Source organism: Gemmobacter lutimaris, assembly GCF_003570715.1.
Lineage (GTDB): Bacteria > Pseudomonadota > Alphaproteobacteria > Rhodobacterales > Rhodobacteraceae > Gemmobacter > Gemmobacter lutimaris.
Map to the genome: position 1 here is coordinate 123,585 of NZ_QXXQ01000011.1, position 20,518 is coordinate 144,102.

General features: G+C 66.3%; 10 protein-coding genes. 8 read left to right on the top strand and 2 right to left on the bottom strand.

What is annotated here, in order from left to right:
- Positions 1–7: 7 nt before the first annotated feature.
- Both D2N39_RS17005 and D2N39_RS17010 read right to left on the bottom strand, forming a co-directional pair.
- Positions 8–1,432 carry a coiled-coil domain-containing protein gene (locus D2N39_RS17005; RefSeq protein WP_147373506.1) on the bottom strand — a complete coding sequence of 475 codons (1,425 nt, stop codon included), beginning with the start codon at positions 1,430–1,432 and terminating at the stop codon, positions 8–10.
- Entirely contained in the window at positions 1,404–4,559 is a 3,156-nt protein-coding gene (locus D2N39_RS17010; protein ID WP_119135962.1) for an AAA domain-containing protein, read from the bottom strand. Before D2N39_RS17010 ends, D2N39_RS17005 begins: the two co-directional genes overlap by 29 nt.
- Before the next feature lie 309 nt (positions 4,560–4,868).
- On the opposite strand from D2N39_RS17010, the gene D2N39_RS17015 reads away from it, so the two are divergent.
- From D2N39_RS17015 to D2N39_RS17050, 8 genes are all read left to right on the top strand, one after another.
- A complete protein-coding gene (locus D2N39_RS17015) occupies positions 4,869–5,843 on the top strand; it encodes a helix-turn-helix transcriptional regulator (protein WP_119135963.1) in 975 nt (324 codons plus the stop codon).
- 20 nt (positions 5,844–5,863) lie between these two features.
- A complete protein-coding gene (locus D2N39_RS17020; protein WP_199725284.1) occupies positions 5,864–6,538 on the top strand; it encodes a HEPN domain-containing protein in 675 nt (224 codons plus the stop codon).
- A 73-nt stretch (positions 6,539–6,611) separates the two neighbouring features.
- Positions 6,612–9,221, top strand: coding sequence for a PD-(D/E)XK nuclease family protein (locus D2N39_RS17025; protein WP_147373507.1), 2,610 nt, complete (start codon positions 6,612–6,614; stop codon positions 9,219–9,221).
- Complete coding sequence (locus tag D2N39_RS17030) at positions 9,214–12,363, top strand: UvrD-helicase domain-containing protein (RefSeq protein WP_119135965.1); 3,150 nt, start codon at positions 9,214–9,216, stop codon at positions 12,361–12,363. Before D2N39_RS17025 ends, D2N39_RS17030 begins: the two co-directional genes overlap by 8 nt.
- Positions 12,363–13,505, top strand: a complete 1,143-nt coding sequence (locus tag D2N39_RS17035) for a DUF6361 family protein (protein WP_119135966.1) — start codon at positions 12,363–12,365, stop codon at positions 13,503–13,505. Before D2N39_RS17030 ends, D2N39_RS17035 begins: the two co-directional genes overlap by 1 nt.
- On the top strand, positions 13,498–15,369 hold the full coding sequence (locus D2N39_RS17040) for a phospholipase D family protein (protein ID WP_119135967.1): 1,872 nt from the start codon (positions 13,498–13,500) through the stop codon (positions 15,367–15,369). Before D2N39_RS17035 ends, D2N39_RS17040 begins: the two co-directional genes overlap by 8 nt.
- Positions 15,366–18,551: a helicase-related protein gene (locus D2N39_RS17045; RefSeq protein WP_119135968.1), complete on the top strand. Its 3,186-nt coding sequence runs from the start codon at positions 15,366–15,368 to the stop codon at positions 18,549–18,551. The genes D2N39_RS17040 and D2N39_RS17045 overlap by 4 nt, the downstream gene beginning before the upstream one ends.
- A gap of 631 nt (positions 18,552–19,182) precedes the next feature.
- Positions 19,183–19,914, top strand: a complete 732-nt coding sequence (locus D2N39_RS17050) for a helix-turn-helix domain-containing protein (protein ID WP_158589862.1) — start codon at positions 19,183–19,185, stop codon at positions 19,912–19,914.
- The last annotated feature ends 604 nt before the right edge of the window (positions 19,915–20,518 follow it).

Sequence of the window (20,518 nt, forward strand, 5' to 3'; positions counted from 1 at the left end):
AGAAGCCTCAGTTCTCTTGGGCCGGGGTCGGGGTCGATTGCGGGATCTGCAAGGCATCGCGTCGGGCACTCAGGCTACCCAGTTCGACGGAGGCGGTATCGACCTGTCTGCGCAGCTCTTCCGCCTGTCCCTTGAGGGTCTGCACCGTGCCATTGAGGCGCGCGAGATCGCTTTCGGCCTGCATGATACGCTGATCAAGCGCAGCCTTGCGCGTCGTGGCCTCGGTCAGCGCCTGCTGCGCCGCCGCGGTCTCCGAGACCACGCCCGCAAGCGATGTCTGTGCCTCGGCCAGCGCGCTCCGCTGTTGCGACACCGCATGTTCGAGTCGGGCTTGGGTTTCGCCAAGCTGCGCGATCGAGGCCGCCGTCGCCTCGGTTTGCGCCAGAACACTCTGCCGCTCGGCCACCTGCGCGGCCAGCGCACCGGCCTTGCCTTCGGCCTCGTCGCGCTCCGCCGTGGCTTTGGCTAGCGCCGTGCGAATCTCGGCCAGCTTGTCCTCTTCGGCCTTCAGACGGGCCTGCGTATCCGTCAGACGCGCCTGCGCCGCGTTGGCGCTGGCGGCAAGATCGGCCTGCCGCGATTGCGCCGCCGAAACCGCGCCCGCCAGCGTTTCGCGTTGTCTCGTGAGGTCGTCGACGGCCGTCGCCAGCGCCGCCTTGCTGCCCTCCAGATCGGCAACGCGCGGCGCAAGCTCGGCCTGCCGATCCTCGGCTTCCTTGAGCGCCGCGCGGGCGTCCGCGAGCCGCTTTTCGACATCGGCAAGGTCTTCCGCCTGCGCCTCGAAGCCCTTCACCTGTGCCGAGAGCGTCGCCACCTGCTCCAGCAGCGGCTGCAAGCTCGCCCGCGCCTCGGCAATACGGTCGTCGAGATCCGCGCGCTCCTTTGCCATCCGGTCGAGTTCGCGCGTCAGGCCCTCACGTTCCGCGCCCTGCGCCTCAAGCGCCGCCGAACCGCTCGCCCGCTCCTTTTCCAAAGCCGCGATGTCGCGCTCGAGCCCGGCCTTGCTCTTGTCAAGCGCACGCACCTCCGCCGCGAGCTTGTCGGCCCGCGCGATCACGGCCTTTGCCTCGTCTCGATCCGTCGCGAGCTTTTCCAGCGCGCCCGCAGCCTTTTCCTGCGCCGCCAAGGCCGCATCTCGATCACGCACCACCGCGTCGCGTTCGAGGCTCAGGCGCAGCACCTCGTCGCGCAGGCGCGCAACCGCGCCCTCGATCTCGTTGCGCTCGCCAACCAGCGCATCTCGCCCCGTCTTCAGCCGGTCCCGCTCGGTCGCGTAATAGTCGATATCGCCCGCGATCTGGCCGTATTTCTGGTGCAACCCGTTCATCTGCACCCCCAGCACGCCCAGCGAGGCCAGCGCCATCACTGACAGGCTTGCCGCGATGATCGTGTGGGGTCGCGATTTACGAAAGGTCTCGTTCGACGAGGTCAAGGCATGCCTCCATATCTCGGGCCAGTTCATCCACCCAGAACCGGCGCACGCGCCAGCCGAGGGATTTCAGTTGATGGTCGCGCCACAGGTCGGAACTCTTGCGCAGACCATCGGCGGTTTCGTGGAACTGCCGCCCGTCCACCTCGAGGTCGAGCTTGATCTCGCCGCTGCCGAACAGCGCGAAATCGAGCCGACGGCCGGCGATTTCATATTGCGGCATCGGCTTGAGGCCACGGGTTTCGAGCGCGTGGAACAGGATGCGCTCCCAGTCGCTGTCGAACACGCCCTCGCCGCTGCGCTTGCGCGGTCCGGTTGCGGCGGCGGCCAGTCGGGCGAGCGTGCGCACCTTGCCCGCGCGGGCGAAATCAAGATCGCCAAACACATGCGCCACCGCCCGCGCCCGCGAAATCGCCACGTTCAGCCGACGATGGTCCTTTTGCACGAAGCTGACGGCGCTCATCGGGCTTGTTGCGGTGAGGGTGGGCGAGAAAAGGATCACATCGCGTTCCTGCCCCTGAAACCCGTCCACGGTGGCGACGCGGAACTCTGACGCCTCGAGCTTGTGCGCCGGTATCGCCGCGCGCACCGCCTGTTCGATCGCATGCACCTGTCCGCGAAACGGCGAGGTCACCCCGAGCGTGCCGGTATAGCCCTCGCGCACGAGCAAGGTCTCGACAAAGGCGGTGATCGCGCGCACCTCGGCGCGATTGACGTTTTGCCCCTCGAGCACGGCAGGGGGCGGCACATGCGCCCATGCCAATCCCGGCTTGAGACCGTCGGGCGCGCGGATCGTTTTCGGATCGTAGGCCGTTTTCAGGGCCGAGCCATAGAATTCCTGGCTGATATAGTCCACGATCGGCCCGACCGAGCGGTATTGCTGGCGCAGCAGGATGCGTTCGGCCTCGGGCATTCTTTGCGCGAAATCGAAGAGGGACTGGCGGCTTTGCGCGAAGCGGCTCATGCGCGCGACCGGCAGGCCCTGCGCCTGCATCAGGTTGCGGTCCTGCGCCTGACCGAGTTGCGGAATGAAGTTGAGCTGCCGGTTGTCGCCGACCACCACCGCGCGGCGGGCGCGGGCAAAAAGCGGCAAAGCCGAGGCGATATCGCATTGGCTGGCCTCGTCGAAGATCACCAGATCGAACAGGCCCTCCTCCAGCGGCAACCGCTTCGGTGCTCCAAGCACCGAGACCAGCCAGAGCGGCCGATGCGTCAGCACCGCGCGGATCAGATCGGGTGGCGGGCTGGCGCGTCCGCCCATGAAATCGAGGTCCGCCTTGGCCTGATCGAGTTGGTCGCGGTCGTCCAGCGACAGGGTCGCGCGGGTCGTCAGCTGGGCGGCCAGCACGGCTTGCGCGAGCGCCGCGATATCTTCGGTCAGGGCGATGACGTCGGGCGGCTCTGCCAGAGCATCGCGCGCGGTGCGCAACCGGGCCAGCGCGGCCTCAAGCGCCTCGAGCGCGGAAAGGGGCGTCGCCTGCGGCATCATCGCTTTCGGGGCGCCGGCAAACAATCTGCGCAACAGCGCGAGGAGGCGCGCGAGCCCCCGCGTCTCCGGCAAGGCCTCGGCGGCGGGCGGTGCCGGTTTGGCGACCGCAAATCGCTGGTGCGCCGCGATACGGTCGAGATGCTCGGTGATCTCGCATTCCAGCGCGCTGCGCCGGGCAAGCAGGTCGAGCCCCTCTGCCCGCGCCGTCGCCAGTGCGTCGAGCCGCTCCTTCAGGCCTATGTCCAGCGGCCGGGTGCGCCCTGCATGGCCCTGCACCAACTCGGCCAGAACCGACGCGAAGGAACGGTCGATGTCACGCGCCGGGTCGAGCGTGCGCACGATGAACGGCGCATCGGGAGCAAGCGTGCCCAGCCGATCCTGCACTGCATCGAGCGCCTGATGGTTCTTCGAGGCCACCAGAACCGTGCCGCCGGAGAGCAGCACCGAAGCCGCCATCGACACGATCGCCTGCGATTTGCCGGTGCCCGGCGGCCCGGTCACCACGGTCAGCAGCTTCGCGCAGGCCGATCGCACCGCGGCGATTTGCTCCGCGTTCAGACTGCCGACATTGATCGCGGGCAGCTCGGTGGGGGCAAAGGCTGACCGCAGCCCCAGAAGCGGCGCCAGCGCCGTGCGGGCCAGTTGCGCCTCGGGCCACTGTGCAATCGTATCGAGATCGCGCACCGCACCGGCGGTGAAACTGCTGTCTTCGGGCAGGAACAGGGCCGCTGCGTCGAACACCCCCTGCGCGGCGGTGTCGATCTGGCTCGCCAGCGCAGTGCCGGTCAACGGACCACGGATCTGGCTTGCGGCGGCATCGCGCAGACGCGCCAGAAATTCCTGCGCCTCCAGACCGATGCCGTCCGCCTGCGCGAAGATCGCTTCAAGATCGGCCGCCTTCCAGCCCGAGCTGCGGGCGGCGCCGCGCAGCCAGGCCGGGTTCACCAGCACATCGTCGGCTGCAATCTCGATCTCGAGGAACCCCTCGGTGCGGCGCCATTCGGCGGCGATCAGCCCGATCGGCCAGATCGCAGGCACCCCCGTGCGACGCCCGATCGCCAAAGGCCAACCGATCGCCAGCGCATTCTCGTTGGCCTCTCGCCGGATCAAGGCCGCGCGGAAGTCGTCGGCGAGCGCATCAAGTGCGATACGGAGCCGCACAACCTGTCCATCGTCGGGCACGAGCCCGCCCTTGCCCGAAATCAGGTGCCAGACCGCGCCATGCCGATCGAAGGCTTCGGTGATCGTGCCACGCGGATCGGAGCGCAGCGCGGATCGCCAATAGCGCAAAAGCGCCTGCGGGGCGATGGCGGCGGTGTCACCTTCCGCCTCCTCTGGCAGTAGTTCCACGGCCAGATCGGAGCGAACGAAGGGCGCCGCGACAAGGGTCGTGGTATCGGCGACCGGCGCAAGCTCGTTGCCCCCGGGACGGGCCTGGCCGGGCGGCTGCGGGACCGATGCGATGGGCACCCAGCGCCCGTTCGCCTGCCGACGGATGAGCCCCTGCGCGAGAAGCGTTTCAAGTTCCGCCAGAAGCGCCCGCCGTTCCTCGTTCTGGAAGGTGGTGCCCAGCAAAGCGTGCAATTCCTCCGTGGAGCGCCCACGCGGAAAAGCCCGGATTGTGCGCAACAGAATCGACATGCTTCCTCTCGATTCGGTGGTTCGACCTACGCTGAACTCGCGTTCTCAGTCGACAAATTATATATTTATCAATGTCATGCCGCAGCATCACGTGGCTATTTCTTCTAGTCCAGTCATTCCAAGCCAACAAGAGCGTAAAGCCGCAACCATGGTGTGGCTATCCGCAGCGGCTTTTGTCGAAACAGGATTGTCGTCGATACCTCCCGGAAGTGTTTAGCGCGACTGCCCCCCGAAATCGCCTCGACAGATGCTGATCTGCATCCTAACCCTTGGGGGTGTCAAAATTTGGCAGGCCTCTCGGGAGGGCTTATGTCTTTTTCCAAGGCTCAGGACCTGGTTCGGCTCGCACAGCTGGCGGCGGCGCGGCGCGGGGGCATCAGTCTCGAGGAAATCTGCGCCGAGTTCGGTGTGGCGCACCGCACCGCGCAACGCATGACCGATGCGCTGGAAGCCACGTTCGGAACCGTCGAGACGGTGGACGGAGACGACCGCAAACGACGCTGGCGTCTTGTCGATCCCGGGCGGACACGGTTGCAGCTGCGTCAGGAGACAGGCATCGAAGCTCTAGAGATCGCCGCGCGATCGGCTCAGGCCGAGGGAAGGTTGCGCCATGCCCGGGCGTTGCACGATTTGCGTGACGGCCTGCTCGCGGGGGCGCCGGCACGTGCGAGAGTCGAGGCGGATGCCGAGGCGGTTCTGGCGGCGATGGGGCAAGTCACCCGGCCCGGTCCCAAGGTGAGCCTCGCGCCCGAAATTCTGGATGCGATCATCGAGGCCTTGCGCGGCCCGTTCAGGCTGCGCGTGCTTTACAATCAGGACAGCAAGCCGCGCATTCTCGAACCGCATGGCGTCCTGTTGGGGCACCGAACCTATCTGGCCGCACGCGACCCCGCAAAGTCGGAGGAAGTGCGAAATTTCCGCATAGATCTCATTCACACCGCCGAGACCCTCAATGAAAGCTTCGCCTTGAAAGATGGCTTCACCATTGCCGATTATGCGGCCCAAGCCTTCGGGGTCTGGCAGGACCCTGCGCAATATGGAGAAGTCGTCTGGCGGTTCCTGCCAGACGCGGCCGCGCGTGCTGCGGGGTTTCGGTTCCACCCGATGCAGGTTCTCGAACCGCAGCAGGATGGCAGCTTGATCGTGCGCTTTCACGCGGCGGGTTGGCTCGAGATGGCGTGGCACCTTTACCAATGGGGAGACAAGGTCGAGGTCTTGTCGCCGCCGGAGCTGCGCAAGCTTGTCGAGGGGCATCGCAGGGCAGATTTCGGTCCGCTGCCGTAGGAGAAATTCAGGGAGTTGTGATGGGCGACGGTTTGACCTTCGAGGATTTGAAGACCAAGCAGCGCGCGCTGCGCGCGGGCTTTCCCGAGACGATGGGTCTGCGTGTGCACCGCGCGATCAGTTGGATCGGTCGGGCAGAAGCTTGCGGCACTGATGATGACGCGCGTTTTCTCTTTCTCTGGATCGCCTTCAACGCCGCCTATGCCGACGAGCGCGAGTTTCAGGTCGTGCAGCAGGGCGAGCGCGCGAGTTTTCTCGAGTTCTTCGGCAAGCTGGCCGCGCTCGATACCGACCGGCGGATCTATGATGCGGTCTGGCAGCGATTTTCCGGGCCGGTGCGGTTGCTGCTCGAAAACCGCTATGTATTCAATCCGTTCTGGCAACATCACAACGGCATCGAGGGTTTCGAGGACTGGAAAGACCGGTTTCGCGCCGCGGCGCGCGGGGTCGCGCAGGCGTTTCAGTCCGGCGACAGCGCGCGCGTTCTAAGCGCGCTATTCGACCGCCTCTATGTGTTGCGCAATCAGCTGGTGCATGGCGGTGCAACCTGGAACAGTGGCGTCAATCGGTCGCAGGTTCGCGATGGAGCGGAGATCCTGGGCTTCCTGTTGCCGATTTTTGTCGATCTGATGATGGAAAATCCTCAGGAAAATTGGGGCAGACCGTTCTATCCGGTGATCGACGACCGAGGCTGAGACCGCAAGGGTGTCTTATTTTGACGCCCCTCATTGTCATCTTTTTGCCTAGCCCAATGGATTTGTGAACGCCATGAGACTCAGCCCTTTGCAGACCGCCTCGCCGGTGACCGGCGCCATTCGCCCCGTGACGACGGGGCTCTTGCGCGACAGCTACCTTGTTCCCGGCGCCAGCTACGACCCCGATGCAGCCCTTGCGCTGCGGCCCCGCGGGCCTTGGATGCAAAGTCTGGCCGTCGCGCCGACAGAAACCGGGCTTGCGGTGCGCCGCGCGCTCGACGCGCTGGCGCGGGCGACCGAGACGCTGACCCCCACCGAGGTGCAACCCGAGCGCTTGCCTGCGGGGCGGGCGCGGACGCATCTTGGGGCGCTGCGGGACATGTGGTCCGATCTGGGCGGCGCACTGCCCGAGGATCTGCACGTCTGGCGCCATGTGATCGGGGCCGGGGCCGGGGCGGCGCTGGAACCGTTGCCGCTGCTTGCCCCCATCGATTGCCCCCATGCCACGGCCGCCGAAACGGCGCTGGCACGGGCGCTGCATCGCCAGCACGGGGCTGTGCCCGCAGGCCTCTCGGAAGCGTGGCTGGCGCGCCAACCTTCGCGTTCGGCCTCCGCTCCGGGCGCCCTTGGCCATGTGCAGGCGAACCTCACGAGCCTTGCCGCGCCGCTGGACCCTGATGCTAGCCTGCATGTTTTCGGCCTGCGCGATCCGATGGAGGAGGCCGAGTTTGCCGCCGCCATGGTGCAGGGCTGGCTTGATCGCGGTCTCCTCGACGGCGCCCATCAGGCCGGGCTGCTCGTGCCCGAGGATCCCGCCTATGCGAGCGCGCTGGCCGAGGCCTTCGATCGGGTCGGCCTGCCGCTTTCCGGCGCGCCCGCCGCGACCAGCCAGCGCGATCCGGCGCGCGATCTGATCGCCGTGCTTCTGCCGGTGCTGCGTGGGCCCGCACCGCGCACGGCACTGGCAAGCCTCGTCCTCTCGCCGCTGATGCCATGGCCCGCCGCCACCGGGCGCGCCATCGCGCGCGAACTGATCGCACGCGGCTATTCACGGTTGTGGCGCGGGCTTGAGGTCCCCGCCGCCGCTCTCTTTGCGGCGCTGCGCCCGGTCGCCAGCCTGCCCGCGCTGTTTGCCCGGCTGGGCGAGATCGACGCGCTTCTTGCCCCGCCCGGCAGCCTTGCGCCGCAGATCGCACTTTTGCGCAGCCAAAGCGGCGAGCGCCCCGATTGGCCCGCGCTTCAGGCGTTTGTCGAGGCCTTGCCGCTGCCCGGTCCCGCCGCGCCGCGCACGCTCGAAGGCGTCAGCGTCTTCATGGAACCCGACCTGCCGTGGCGCTCGGTGCGGCGGCTGATCGTGCTCGGGATGCAGGGGCGCAGCTGGCCCCGGCCGCAACCGGCGAACCCATTTTTCACCGAAACCGAGATCGCGCAGATCGGCACCGCCACCGGGCTGCATCTGCCCGGCCGTGCAAGCGAAACCGCGCGTCGGCTGGAGCTCTTTCGCCGCCAGCTTTGTGCCGCGACCGAGGCGGCGGTGCTTCTGGCACCCGCGCGCGACATGGCCGGGGGCGTGCTGCCGCCCACCACCGCCTTCGCGCTGATCGCCCGGCTTCTGGGGGCCCCCGATCCGACGCGTCTTGTGCTGGACCCGCGCGCGCTGCCCGAGGGGCAACAGCCCTTCGGCCTCACCTCGCGCCAGCCTGACCCGATGGCGGGCCACCCCGATCTGCCGGAAAGTGGCGCGGTCACGCTTGGCCGCGATCTTCTGGCGCTTCGGGGGGCAGCCGAGGCCGAGCCACTGCCGCAATCGCCATCGACGCTGGAAACGCTGATCGTCTCGCCGCTGGCCTGGCTTTTCGAGCAGATCGACGCCCGCGACCGCAGCTGGACCCCGGAAACGCTCGATGTTCTGGTGCTTGGCACCTTGGTTCATGGCGTGATCGAGCGTGTCTTTCCGCCCGACACCCTGCCGCCCGCGCCCGAGGACATGCCCCGCCTGACCGAGGCCGCGCTGACCGAGGTGATCGCGCGCAAGGCGGTCTGGCTGGCGGAACCCGCTTGGGCGGCGGAACGCGCCAGCCTTTCGCGCGAGGCCCTTCGGGTGGTGCGGGGCTGGGCACGGTTCCTGTCCGAGACCGGCGCGGTGACGCTGGCCAACGAGATTTCGCTTGCCGGCGAGCACGGCGGGCTCTTGATCGCCGGTCGTGCTGACGGCCTGCTTCGTCTGCCCGACGGGCGGCATCTGGTGATCGACCTCAAACGCGCCTCTGCCGCGAAACGGCGCAAGCGGATGGAGCTGGGCTGGGATCTGCAGGTGGCACTTTACCTTGCCATGCTGGAACGGCCAAACCTTGCCTCACCCGTGACCGAGATCGCGGGTAGCCCAATCATCACCGCTTATCACACGACACTCGATGGCACGGTGCTGACCGACGGCGCCGGGGCGGGGTTGCCGCGCGCCGAATGCCCGGCAGCGGACCCCGCCAACAACGCGCTTGCGCATCTGGCCGAGGTGGTGGCCGAGGTTGGCGCCGGGCGGGTTCGGCTCAATCACGCGGGCGACGCGGAGCGGTTCGAAAAAGAGCGCGGCATCACCGCCTATGCGCTGGCGCAAGACGAGCTTGTCGCCGCGCTGGTGCTGCCCGAGGCCGAGGATGACGCCGAGGAGGGGTCCGATGACTGATCTGACGCTTGTGCCCGCCGGGGCCGGGGCCGGCAAGACCACCCGCATCCAGCGCACGGTGGCGGGTTGGGTTCGCGACAGGCTGGTCGCGCCGGGGCGCATTCTGGCGGTGACCTTCACCGAGACGGCGGCGTCGGAACTCAAGGCCCGCATCCGCGCCCAGCTGATCGCGCAGGGCCAGGTGGCCGAAGCGCTCGAGCTGGAACGCGCCTATATCGGCACGATCCACAGCCTCGGCCAGCGGCTTTTGACCGAACACGCTTTCGGCGCCGGACGGGCGCCGGTGAGCCGTCTCTTGACCGAGGCCGAACGCGATCTGCTGATCCGGTTGCAGATGGGCGGCTGCGCCCCGCTGCAGGAGGTGATGGGCGATCTGGCGCGGTTTGGCTATGCGTGGAACCGCCAGACCGGGGCCAGCGCCGAGGATCAGTTCCGCGCCGATGTGCTGCGCGCGATCGACCTCTTGCGCGGGCTTGGCGCGCGAGGGCAGGATCCCGGCGTTCTGGCGGGGGCGCTTGCCGCGCTGGAGGCGGGGTATGGTGCCCGCGCCGCCGATGGAACCCCGCTGACAGAGGCGCTGCGCCGTGCCGCGCAGGCCTTGCTGACACGTTTCCCCGAGGGGATTGCGGGTCACGCCACGAGCGACGCGGCGATAAAAGCCTTCCGCGACGACCATGCCCGGCTTCGCCGCGCCGTCGAAACCGATGCCTTGAGCGGCGACTGGGGCCTTTGGCAAAAATTGCGCGCGCTGCGCCAATCGAAACGCGGCGCCCCCACGCCCGAGGGCTATGACGCGCTAGCGCGGGCGGTGATGGAGGCGGCCGAGGGGCTCTTGATCCACCCCGGGCCGCTGACGGACGCCCGCGCGCATCTGAGCGCGCTGATCAACGGCGCGCAGGCGCTCATGGCGGGCTATGACGCGGCGAAGCGCGCGGGCGGTCTGATCGATTTCGCCGACATGATCACCGAGACCGAGGCGCTTCTTGCCACCCACCCCGAGATCCTCGCCGCCACCTTGGGCGAGATCGACTGCGTGGTGATCGACGAGTTTCAGGATACGAACCCGGTGCAATTCTCGCTTCTGTGGCGGCTCGCGCGGGGGGCGGCGCGCGCGCTGATCGTGGGCGACACGAAACAGGCGATCATGGGCTTTCAGGGCGCCGATCCGCGGCTTTCTGGCGCGCTGCACGCGGCCTGCCCCGAGGCGGTCGATCCGCTCGATCACAATTACCGCTCCGACCCGCGGATCATGCGCTTCGTGAATAAACTCGGCCCGGTGCTTTTCCCCGAAGGCTATGACGACCTGACGCCGCATCGTGCCGAGACCGGGGTCACCGCGCTTGAGGCGCTGGTCTTGCCCGGGGGGCGAAAGGATGTCAGCGCCCCCTGCATCGCAGCCCATGTCGCGGCGCTGCTGCAAGACGGCGCACAGGTGACCGACCGCGCCACCGGCCAGCTCAGGCCCGCGCAGCCCTCGGATGTGGCGGTCCTGTGCTACACTGCCGCCAAGGCTTCCGCCGTGGCCAAGGCCCTGCGCGCCCAAGGATTTGCCGTTCGGATTCAAGCCGATGGCTGGCGGTCTGCGCCGATCATCCGGGCGGTGCGGGCGGCGCTCGCGCTGGTGGCCGATCCCGAGGACAGCCATGCCGCGCTGCGCTATCTTACCCTTGGCCCGGCGCGCGTGCCGCTTGAAGCCGCGCTGACGCTGGCCATCGACGGCACGCTTGCCACCCATGCCGCTTTGGCGCCGCTTTTGCCCCTTGTCGAAAAGGCCCCGCATCTGACCGTGGCGGCGCTGCTCGCACAGATCATCCCGGCGGCCGGGCTGCGCGACTGGGCGGCGACACTTGACGCACCCGCGCAGGCGCTCGCAGATCTCGCCCGGCTCGAGGCCGAGGCGCTGGCTTTTGACACCTTGGCCGCCGATCTGAAGGCTGCGGCGGGGTTTCATGGCGCGTCAGTGCAGGTGTTTCTGGGCTGGCTTGCGGCGCAGACCGGGCGCGACGTCGATCGCCATCCCAACGCCGCCGGATGGTCCGCGCCGGGGATCGAGGTCTGCACCTGGCATGCCTCGAAGGGGCGGGAATGGCCGATCACCGTGGTGGCCGGGCTCGATTACAAATTCATCGCCCGCCCCAACACCCTGCGCGCCGAATTTGACGGTTTCGATGATCTGGATGCGGTGCTGGATCATGCGGGGCTCGGCTGGCTGCCCGATTTTGCCGCGCCCGAAAAGCAGGCGGCCTTTGCCGAGGCGCTGATCGAGGAAGACGAACGCGATGCCGCGCGCGAGCTTTATGTGGCGCTGACGCGCGCGCGTGACCGGCTGATCCTCGCCCTGCCGCCTGCGCAGTCTAAGGAAAGGCCGCGCCCCGAACGGATGGTCGATCTGCTGCGCGCACGCAGCGGGCTCACCGTCGCCACCGACGGCACGGGCCTGACGATCTGCGGCGAGACCTTCCCAGCGCGGGTGGTGATGACCGCCGATCCTGACGCTGGCCCGGATGCTGAGCTCGATCCGCATCTAGTGCCACGCTTCGGTCTTTCCCGCCCGCATTCCTACACGCCACTGCGGCCTTGGCGCGCCACCCCCTCGGGCCTCATTGCGCCCGCAGACGCCGCCCGGCCCAATCTGCGCCACATCGCCCTTGGCGCGGCGGTGCGCCGCCAGCGCGACGGCTTCGATCTGGCGACCGAGCGCGGCTCGGCCTGGCACCTTGCCTTTCGCGTCGCCTGCGAGCGCCCCGAGCGTCTGGCCGAGGTCGGCCGCGCCACTGGTCTTGCCTCCGACACCCTGGCCGAGATCGGCGCCCAGGCCACGGCCCTGCGCGACTGGCTCCTGACCCGAAGCTTCGACCGGTTACATTTCGAGCTGCCTCTGCAGGAAACAGCCGCCGACGGGTCAGAGATCAACGCCATCATCGACCTTCTGGCCGAGGGGCCGGAGGGGCTAATGATCGTCGATCACAAATCCGGCGCCTGCCCCGACCCCGAAGCGCGCTTTTCCGGCTATGCCCCGCAGCTGCACGCCTATGCCGGGGTCGCCGCGCGCGCCTTAGGCAAGCCGGTGCGGGGGCTGGCGGTCAACTGGATGAACGAGGGCAAGATCTCGGTCCTCGACCTGCAGGAGGTGCCGGTCTGATGTATGGACTCGCTTGGATCGACTTCGATCAGGCCGACCGCGACCGCACACGTCGGATCATAGATTTGTTCGACGAGAAGGATACGCGCGACGAACTTGGCCTTGGTGCGGTTCGTGATGCGCTGTCGGATCTGATGTTTCCGGGCACATCGACGATCCAGACGCGGCTGCGCTACATGCTCTTCGTGCCCTGGATCTACCGGATCGTGGCGCGGGACCGTATCCAGCGCGCCCCACTGGAGCGTGCGCGGGCGCTCGAAATCACCCTGATCAAGGCGCTCGAGGCGGGCGGTGAAAGCGAAGGCGTGATCGGCAGCGTCGCGCGCGAGGGGCTCAAGCGGCTGCCGAGCGACGTGTACTGGGCCGCGCTCTTCACGCTGGGCATTCGTCGCCTGCCGATCGGTCGCGGAGCCTGTCTCGAGATGCGTGATCCCACCGCGCTTTGGGCTGCGAACCTGCCGGCACCGGAAGAAGAGTTACTGACACGAACCACGTTCCGTCTGCGCGCCGAAGAGGCCGATTTCCTGCGTGATCGGCTGCGCCTTGCCGCCCCCGGAACGCTTTATTGCGATCTGGCCGAGGCCCGCGATGCGGCGGAGTGCGACACGATCTGGAGCCACCCGGATCGCGCGGGCTTCTCGGCGCAAAACCGAATACTCGTGGCACAGGCCGAGCGGTTCTCACGGCTGATGCAGGGGGCGGCGCTGCTTTACAATCTTTGCCTTGCCGAGCGTGCCCGTACGCTTCACGGTGCGGGCGCGGAACAGGGAGAAGCGCGGGTCGAAGACTATCGCACCCGCCTTGAGGACTGGCGCACCGAGCTCGATCCGGGCCTTGCGATCGATTGGGATCTCGACGCGCTCTGGGCGCTTTGCATGCGCACGATCCACCGGGTTTCCCACCCCACACGGCAGTTCGTCGAAAGCTGGCGCGATCTCGTGCTGCTGGGGGCGGCAGCGCGCGGCGGCAACGCCGAGGCACGGCGTCTGATCGAGAACCGCGAACGTTGGCTGAAGCGGGGGAAGGCGCGGCTTTGCAATGATGCGGCGCTTGCGCGCTGGGGCGGCGCCTCGGGGGTTCGGCCGCTCACCTTCCGCTGGCACGAAACGCGCGCGCATCTGAAGGACCTTGCCGATGCCTGAAACCGCGCTCGACCCCGCCACCCGCAGGCTTTATTCCGACATTCTGCGCGCCCCGCCCGGGTTCGTCTTCGATGCCGCTCTCGCCACCACCTATTCGCTCGATTTCGAGACGGCGCTCACCATCCCCGCGACACTCGCCTTTCAGGCCGCCGAAGCACGCTCCGAGTTGCTCGACACGCCGCTTGCGCTGCTCGAGGGGCTCGAACGGCTTGCCGACCGCATCGCGATCTTTTGCGAGGCAGGACGCATCAAGGCGGTGCCCAAACACCCCAACCGACTGACCGCGCTGCTGGAGGACACGATCACCGAGGTCCTCGCGCCGCAAGGCGGGGCCTTCCACCCCAAGCTTTGGGTCCTGCGCTTCATCGCCCCCGACGACCCGAGCAGAGTGGTGCTGCGCTTGGCGATCCTGTCGCGCAACCTGACCACCGACCAGTCCTGGGACCTGTCGCTGGTGCTCGATGGCACGCCTGCGCCCGAGCCTGACGACAATACCGCGCTGATCGCGTTGATCTCGGCGCTGCCGGGGATGGACCCCCGCAGCACAACCCCGAGGCGCAACCGCGATCTGGTGGCGAGCTTTGCCGGCGCGCTAGCGCAGGTGCGCTGGGCTCGTCCCGAGGGGGTCCGGCGGATCGATTTTCACGTCAACGGGCTTGGCAGACCGCCCTGGCACCCTTCGCCATGCCGCGGGCTGACGGTGATCTCGCCTTTCGTCAGCGCCGAGGCGCTCGAGCGACTGACGCAGGGGATGGCCCCCGACGCGGCGCGGCTGGTGAGCCGGACCGAGGAACTCGCGCGGATACCCGCGCCGGTACTGGCGCGGTTCGGCAAGGTTCTGGTGCTCGACGATCTGGCCGAGACCGAGGATGGCGAGGAGAGCGAAGCCGAGGAGACCTGCCGAGCCGATCAGGCGCCGCGCCGCGGGCTTCATGCCAAGGCTTTTGTCACCGAACACCATTCCAGCACCGAGATTACCATGGGCTCGGGCAACGCGACCAACGCGGCGTTGCTCAACGGTGCAAATGTCGAGGTCTTTGCCACTTTGACCGGGCCGTCGCGCACTCTTGGCAGCTGCGAGGATCAGCTTGACGCGAAGGCGGCTCTGGGGCGGTTTCTGACAGAATATCAGCCAGTTGACCTACCCGAGACGGCGTCTTTCGACGCCGCCGAAAAGCGCCTTGAGCACTTGCGTGGCCAGATCGTGCGGGCGGGGCTCAGACTTTGCTGCGTGCCCGAGGCGGGGGAACGGGTGGCGCTGAAACTGGCAAGCGCCGCCACCGTCGTCCCACCCGAGGGACTGGAGATGCGGCTCTGGCCCTTGATGGCGGGGGCGGCGCAGGGCACGAAACTGGCGCGGATCGACCCAGCGCCGCAGCCGCTTGGCGCTTTGGCTCTGCCCGATGTCACGCGCTGGCTGGGGGTTCAGCTGAGTGATGTCGAAACCGGGCTGAACCTCGACTTCTCGCTTGGCACGCGGCTTGAGGACCTGCCCGAAGGCCGCGACGCGGCGATCTTGCGGGCGATGATCGCGGATCGGGGCGCTTTCCTGCGTTATCTGCAGCTTTTGCTCTCCGATCCCGAGACCGCCGCACAAGCCTTTCTCAACGCCTCCCGCGCGGGCGCTGCGCGCGCTGCATTCGGGTCATTCAGCGAAGTGCCGCTCCTTGAGGCGATGGTCCGCGCGCTCTCGGGCGAGGGAAGCGCCCTTGCCGATGTCGAGCGGCTGATCACAAGGCTCGAAGGCGCATGCGACGATACGGGCGCACCGCTGATACCGCCCGAATTCCTGACGCTCTGGGCAAGCTTTCGCAGCCTGCGCCCGACCTCGACCCGCCCCAACCGCAAGGCTGCAAGACGATGACCGAAAAGCTGACGAACCGTTTCGACGCCGAGGCCGCACTGCGCCCCCTCAAGGCCTTTCAGCGCGCCACGGTCGAACATGTCGCGGCGCGTTTGCTGACCGATCCCGATCGGGTGACGCAGTTTCTGGTGGCTGACGAGGTGGGGCTTGGCAAGACGATGGTGGCGCGCGGCGTGATCGCGCGCACGATCGAGGCGTTGCAGGACAGGGTCGCGCGGATCGATATCGTTTACATCTGCTCGAATGCCGCGATTGCGCGGCAGAATGTGAAGAAACTCAACGTTCTGGGCGATGGTCGTGCGAATGTGCTGCCGACGCGACTGACGATGCTGGCGCTGGAACTGGCCCGTGCGGGTGGCATTCGGCCGCGTGGGGTGAATTTCTTCTCGCTCACGCCGGGCACATCGCTCGATCTCAAGGAAGGCGGCGGCCAAAAGGAAGAGCGCGCGCTGATCCTGCGGATGCTGCGCCCGATCTTGAGCGATGAGGCGGCGGCGAGTGCCTTCCTTCAAAGCTGGGCGGGGACGCAGGGATGGGAGACGACCCGCGCCATGATCGAGCGCGCGCCGATGGAAGAGCTGATAGCCACGCGGTTTCGATCTGCGGTGCAAGGTGATCCCGATCTGTTGGTCGCGTTCGAAAAGCTTGCTGCGAAGGCAAAGGGGCTTGGCACGTCCGATAGCGCTTTCAACCGTCAACGCGAGGCGACCCTTGGGCGGTTGCGCACGCTGCTCGCTCGGGAAAGTGCTCATGCACTCGAGCCCGACCTGATCGTGCTCGACGAATTCCAGCGGTTTCAAGCTGTTCTGACAGGCAACGACGAAGCCGCAGATCTGGCCCGCAGGCTTTTCGGCTTCATCGACGAGGAGGGCAACAATGCCCGGACCTTGCTCTTGTCGGCCACACCCTACCGGATGCTCACGCTTGAGGGGGACAGCCAGCTGGGTGAGGAGGAACAGGACAGCGGCGAGCATTACCGCGAGTTTCTTTCGGTCTTGGGGTTTCTGTTCGGGCCCGAGCGCGCGCCCGACCTGCTGGCGGACCTTGAGGCGGAAATGCGGCGCTATCGGGCGGCGCTGGCGCAATTGCCTCAGTCGCAGCCCGAGGCGCAGGGGGCTGCGCGAAAGATCGAGACGAGGCTGCGGCAAGTGATCGCTCGGACCGAACGGGTGCAAGAGACCAAAGCACGCGACGGCATGGTGAAAGAGGTGGTGCCCGCTTTGCGCGTGTTGCCCGACGATTTGCGCGATGCGAAAGCCATGAACGCCCTGGCGCAGGCCTTCGACGCCGCCGATGTGACCGGCTTCTGGAAGTCGGCGCCTTATTTGTTGAGTTTCATGCGCGATTACGATCTGGCACGGCGGATCGAACTGGCGAAGGACCAGCCCACGCAGGCGCAACGCAAGGCGCTCAAGGCCGCGCTGCGCTGCCAGCTTTCGCATCATGAACTCGAGGCCTATGCCCCGGTGGAACCGGGCAATGCACGGATGCGGGCGCTGATCGATCTGGCCTTTTGCGATGATCTGGAGCGTCGGTTGTGGATGCCCCCGAGCCTGCCCAGTTTTGGCGTCACCGTGCCCGCAAGCAAAGTGCTTGTCTTCTCCGACTGGCAGATGGTGCCCGATGCGATCGCGGCGCTTCTGTCCTATGAGGCCGAGCGGCGGATGGGCATGGGGCAGGCGCGCGGCAATGCCCGGGCGCATGTCTATTCCGAGCAGCTCACCGCGCGACCGTTGCGCTTCACCGTTACCGAGGAGCGCCTCGCGGGACTTCGGCTCCTTCCCCTGATACTGCCCTCGCCGCATCTTGCCCGCGTCGTCGATCCTTTGATGCTCTCGCATGGGGCGCCGCTGCCCGATTATGCCGCCTTGCGGGCCGCAGCTTGCGCGCGCCTCGAACCGCTTGCCAAGCAGATTGCGGCCGATTGCGCGGAGGCCGAGCGCGAAGTCACCTGGGACTGGGCCGGGGTCGCTGCATGCGATCTGACACAGGCTGGCTTCGCCAGCTGGCTTGCGCCCGGCGGCGCAGCCGAGCGCGAGGGCGACGAGACCGGCTGGCGCGAGCACTTGAGTGCGCTGCGCGCTGCGGGCGGGGCCGAGCTTCTTGGCCGGCCCGGGCAAGCTGTGCTTCTCGATCATCTGGTCGATCTGGCGCTGGGCAGCCCTGCCACCTGTGCGCTGCGCGCTCTGGCTCGACAAGCGCCTGACCTGTCACTCGACGATCCCGCGCTGCTCTCGGCGGCGACGAAGATCGCGATGGGGTTCCGTCGTCTTTTCAACCAACCCGAGGCACAGGCGCTGTTGCGCGCCGACAGCGACGAGGCTTACTGGCGCGCGGTGCTGGATCATTGTGCGCGAAACGATCTCTCTGCCGTGCTCGACGAATATCTGCATGTCCTGCGTGAGGCGGAAGGGCTCGCCGAGCAGCCTTCGGATGTCGCTTTGCCACAGCTTGCCGAAAAGGTGCTAGAGGCGCTGTCGCTGTTGCCAGCGCAAATCGACCTGCGCCACTATGCGCTGCGCGGCACAAGCATCGTGATCGACCGGCAGCACCGCCGACGCGCCAATTTCCGGATGCGCGGCCGGTTCGCCACTCGCCTCGTCACGGGCGGCAGTGGCGAGGATGGCACCCAGCGCGTCGATCAGGTTCGGCAGGCCTTCAACTCGCCATTTCGCCCTTTCGTTCTCGCCTCGACCTCGATCGGGCAAGAGGGGCTCGATTTCCACCTTTATTGCCACCGGGTGGTGCATTGGAACCTGCCGGGGAACCCCGTTGACATGGAACAGCGCGAGGGCCGGGTGCATCGCTACAAGAACCATGCGGTGCGGCTCAATCTGGCGCAGGCGCATCAGGGAAGCTTGGTGGAAGAGCCGCGGGAAGACCCTTGGGCGCGGATGTTCGAGGCGGCGCGTCAGGGGGCCGAGAGCAGCGCCGACATGGTGCCCTACTGGCTTTTCGAAGGAGATCACAAGGTCGAGCGCCATGTGCTCTCTCTTCCCTTCAGCCGCGAAAGCACCCGTTTGGGTTGGTTGAACCGCTCGGTGGCGCTTTATCGCCTGGCCTTTGGTCAGCCGCGGCAAGACGATCTGTTGTCGATCCTCGACTCAGCCGCCGCACAACTCGCACCGTGCGAGCTTGACGCTTTGCAGATTTCGCTTCGGCCGAAACCAATCCGCTCATGACAGACGGCGTGTGCATACCTGCTGACATCTGATTTCCGCCGAAGATCGCCAATCTTAACAAGGGCGACGCTTCGATGAGCAGCATCGGCTGGACTTGAAGCCTCACACAAAACTGGAAACAGGCGGCGCAGTCCGCCTCGCCGATTCGGACTTGCTCGAACATTCCCGGGGCAATGCCCTCGTGGATCGGGTGGACATCACGGAAACTCACCACCGCTGACCACCTATGCGTCTGCATGAAAATGTGCTGTCGAAACGAATCGGGCCTATCTCTCCGGAAAATATACCCCCGATCTCGGCAGCAACGGCCCCCAATCCCGCGAAATCCGCACACCCGGGACAGCATCACTCCGTTCATCGCCGGTCACCGCCTACGCGCCGCTGGCGACCCTGTGATGCGATGGCGGTGTGAAAGCAGGAGGTTTCCAATGACATTCACACAACCGAAGTCAGACAATGAAATGCGCTGGTCTAGGTACGGATGGGCGCGCCTTCAGAGCCATCGATCTCCCACTTGCGAGCAGTCTGCGCGCGCATCAGGATGGCCGCAGCATCGAACGGAACCGTTCCAATCTCGAAAACAAGGCCGACAATCATGCGAGGGGCATCTGAGATGCGTCGAAATCCTCACATGAACTTCAAAGCCGCGCGCTGGGCTGCAGGCGTTTCCGGTCTGGGGGCTCAGGGCAGGTCGATCCTGCTGAGCATGGCACATATGTCCGACACTCATGGAGTGTGTTTTCCCAGTTGGAACACGCTGGCAATCTACTCCCAGTGTTCTAAAAGCACTGTTCGACGTAATCTCCGGGAGTTTGCGCGGCGGAACCTTGTCGTCAGCCAAGCTCGCTTTGCAGAGCATCATGGCCGGATCAGTTCCTTCTACATCCTGATCGGCTGGCCCGGGCGGGTTCTTATCCCAGAAACGGGGCATCCCAGACACGGGATGGATATCCTGGAGACGCGTCATACCCGCAACCTTCACGAAGACCTGCAGTCAGAGCGGCAAGGGGGTGGTGTCTCAGCGACATTGCTGAATCAATGTCTTTCAATAAAAGACTCTACTACAGCCGCGGAAATCACCATCGCGCTTGAACGATGTCTGAAGGCACTCGGCCCTTGGGCAAATGACCAAAACCGGAACAGCCTCACAAACGATGTCCAAGGCTTCTCCGCGTTGCTTGATGACTTCGATCTCGAGACACATATCCTTCCCGTGCTGGCGGAGAAAAGCAGCCATGCGACGAAGGCGCCGCCCCTGAGGGTATGGAAGTATTTCTGGGAACCGATCCGAAATCTTGCGCTGAAGCTGGAGAAAAAAAGGCCCCCCAAAGACTCATTGCCACCCGATGGGGAGCAGCCATGATGCTCTCCCCTTACATCCCTCCATCGGCTGCAGGCACCCTTTTTCCGCGCGCGGTTGTCGGCGGGTCCTTCCGGGCGCGCACCATATACGGGGGGCGAGGTCCCGCTAACACGCTAGTGTCAAAAGAAAAATCTGGGTGCGCACGTGAGTGCGCATCTTTGGGTGCGCAGGGTACGCGGTCGTTTTTCGCGTCATTCGGGCGATGGAAACTGCGAGCAAGGCACGTCGGACCGCGCGCACCACTTCACCTCCGCGCGATGGAAGGGAACCTGCAATGACCTGCGTAGGCTCCAATCCGATGCCGGCCTTCAAAATGACCCCAAAGGAACGTCGTGCCGAGTTGTGCAAGATCCTTGCCGCCGGCCTGATACGCCTCAAGAAGGTGAAAACAGCATGAAAACAATGATCTGCGGAAAATTTCCGACTACACAATGCGCCCGACCAATGCCGTCATGCAACTCCAACTCACCGGAGAAATGAACCGCCCCGGGTTTGCCGGAGGCTGATTTTGGTTAGTTACGCGGCGATGTCTTCAGTTTCCAGAGCGGCGTAGAAGTTTGCCTCTGCTTCTGCCGGAGGGACGTTCCCGATCGGCTCGAGCAGG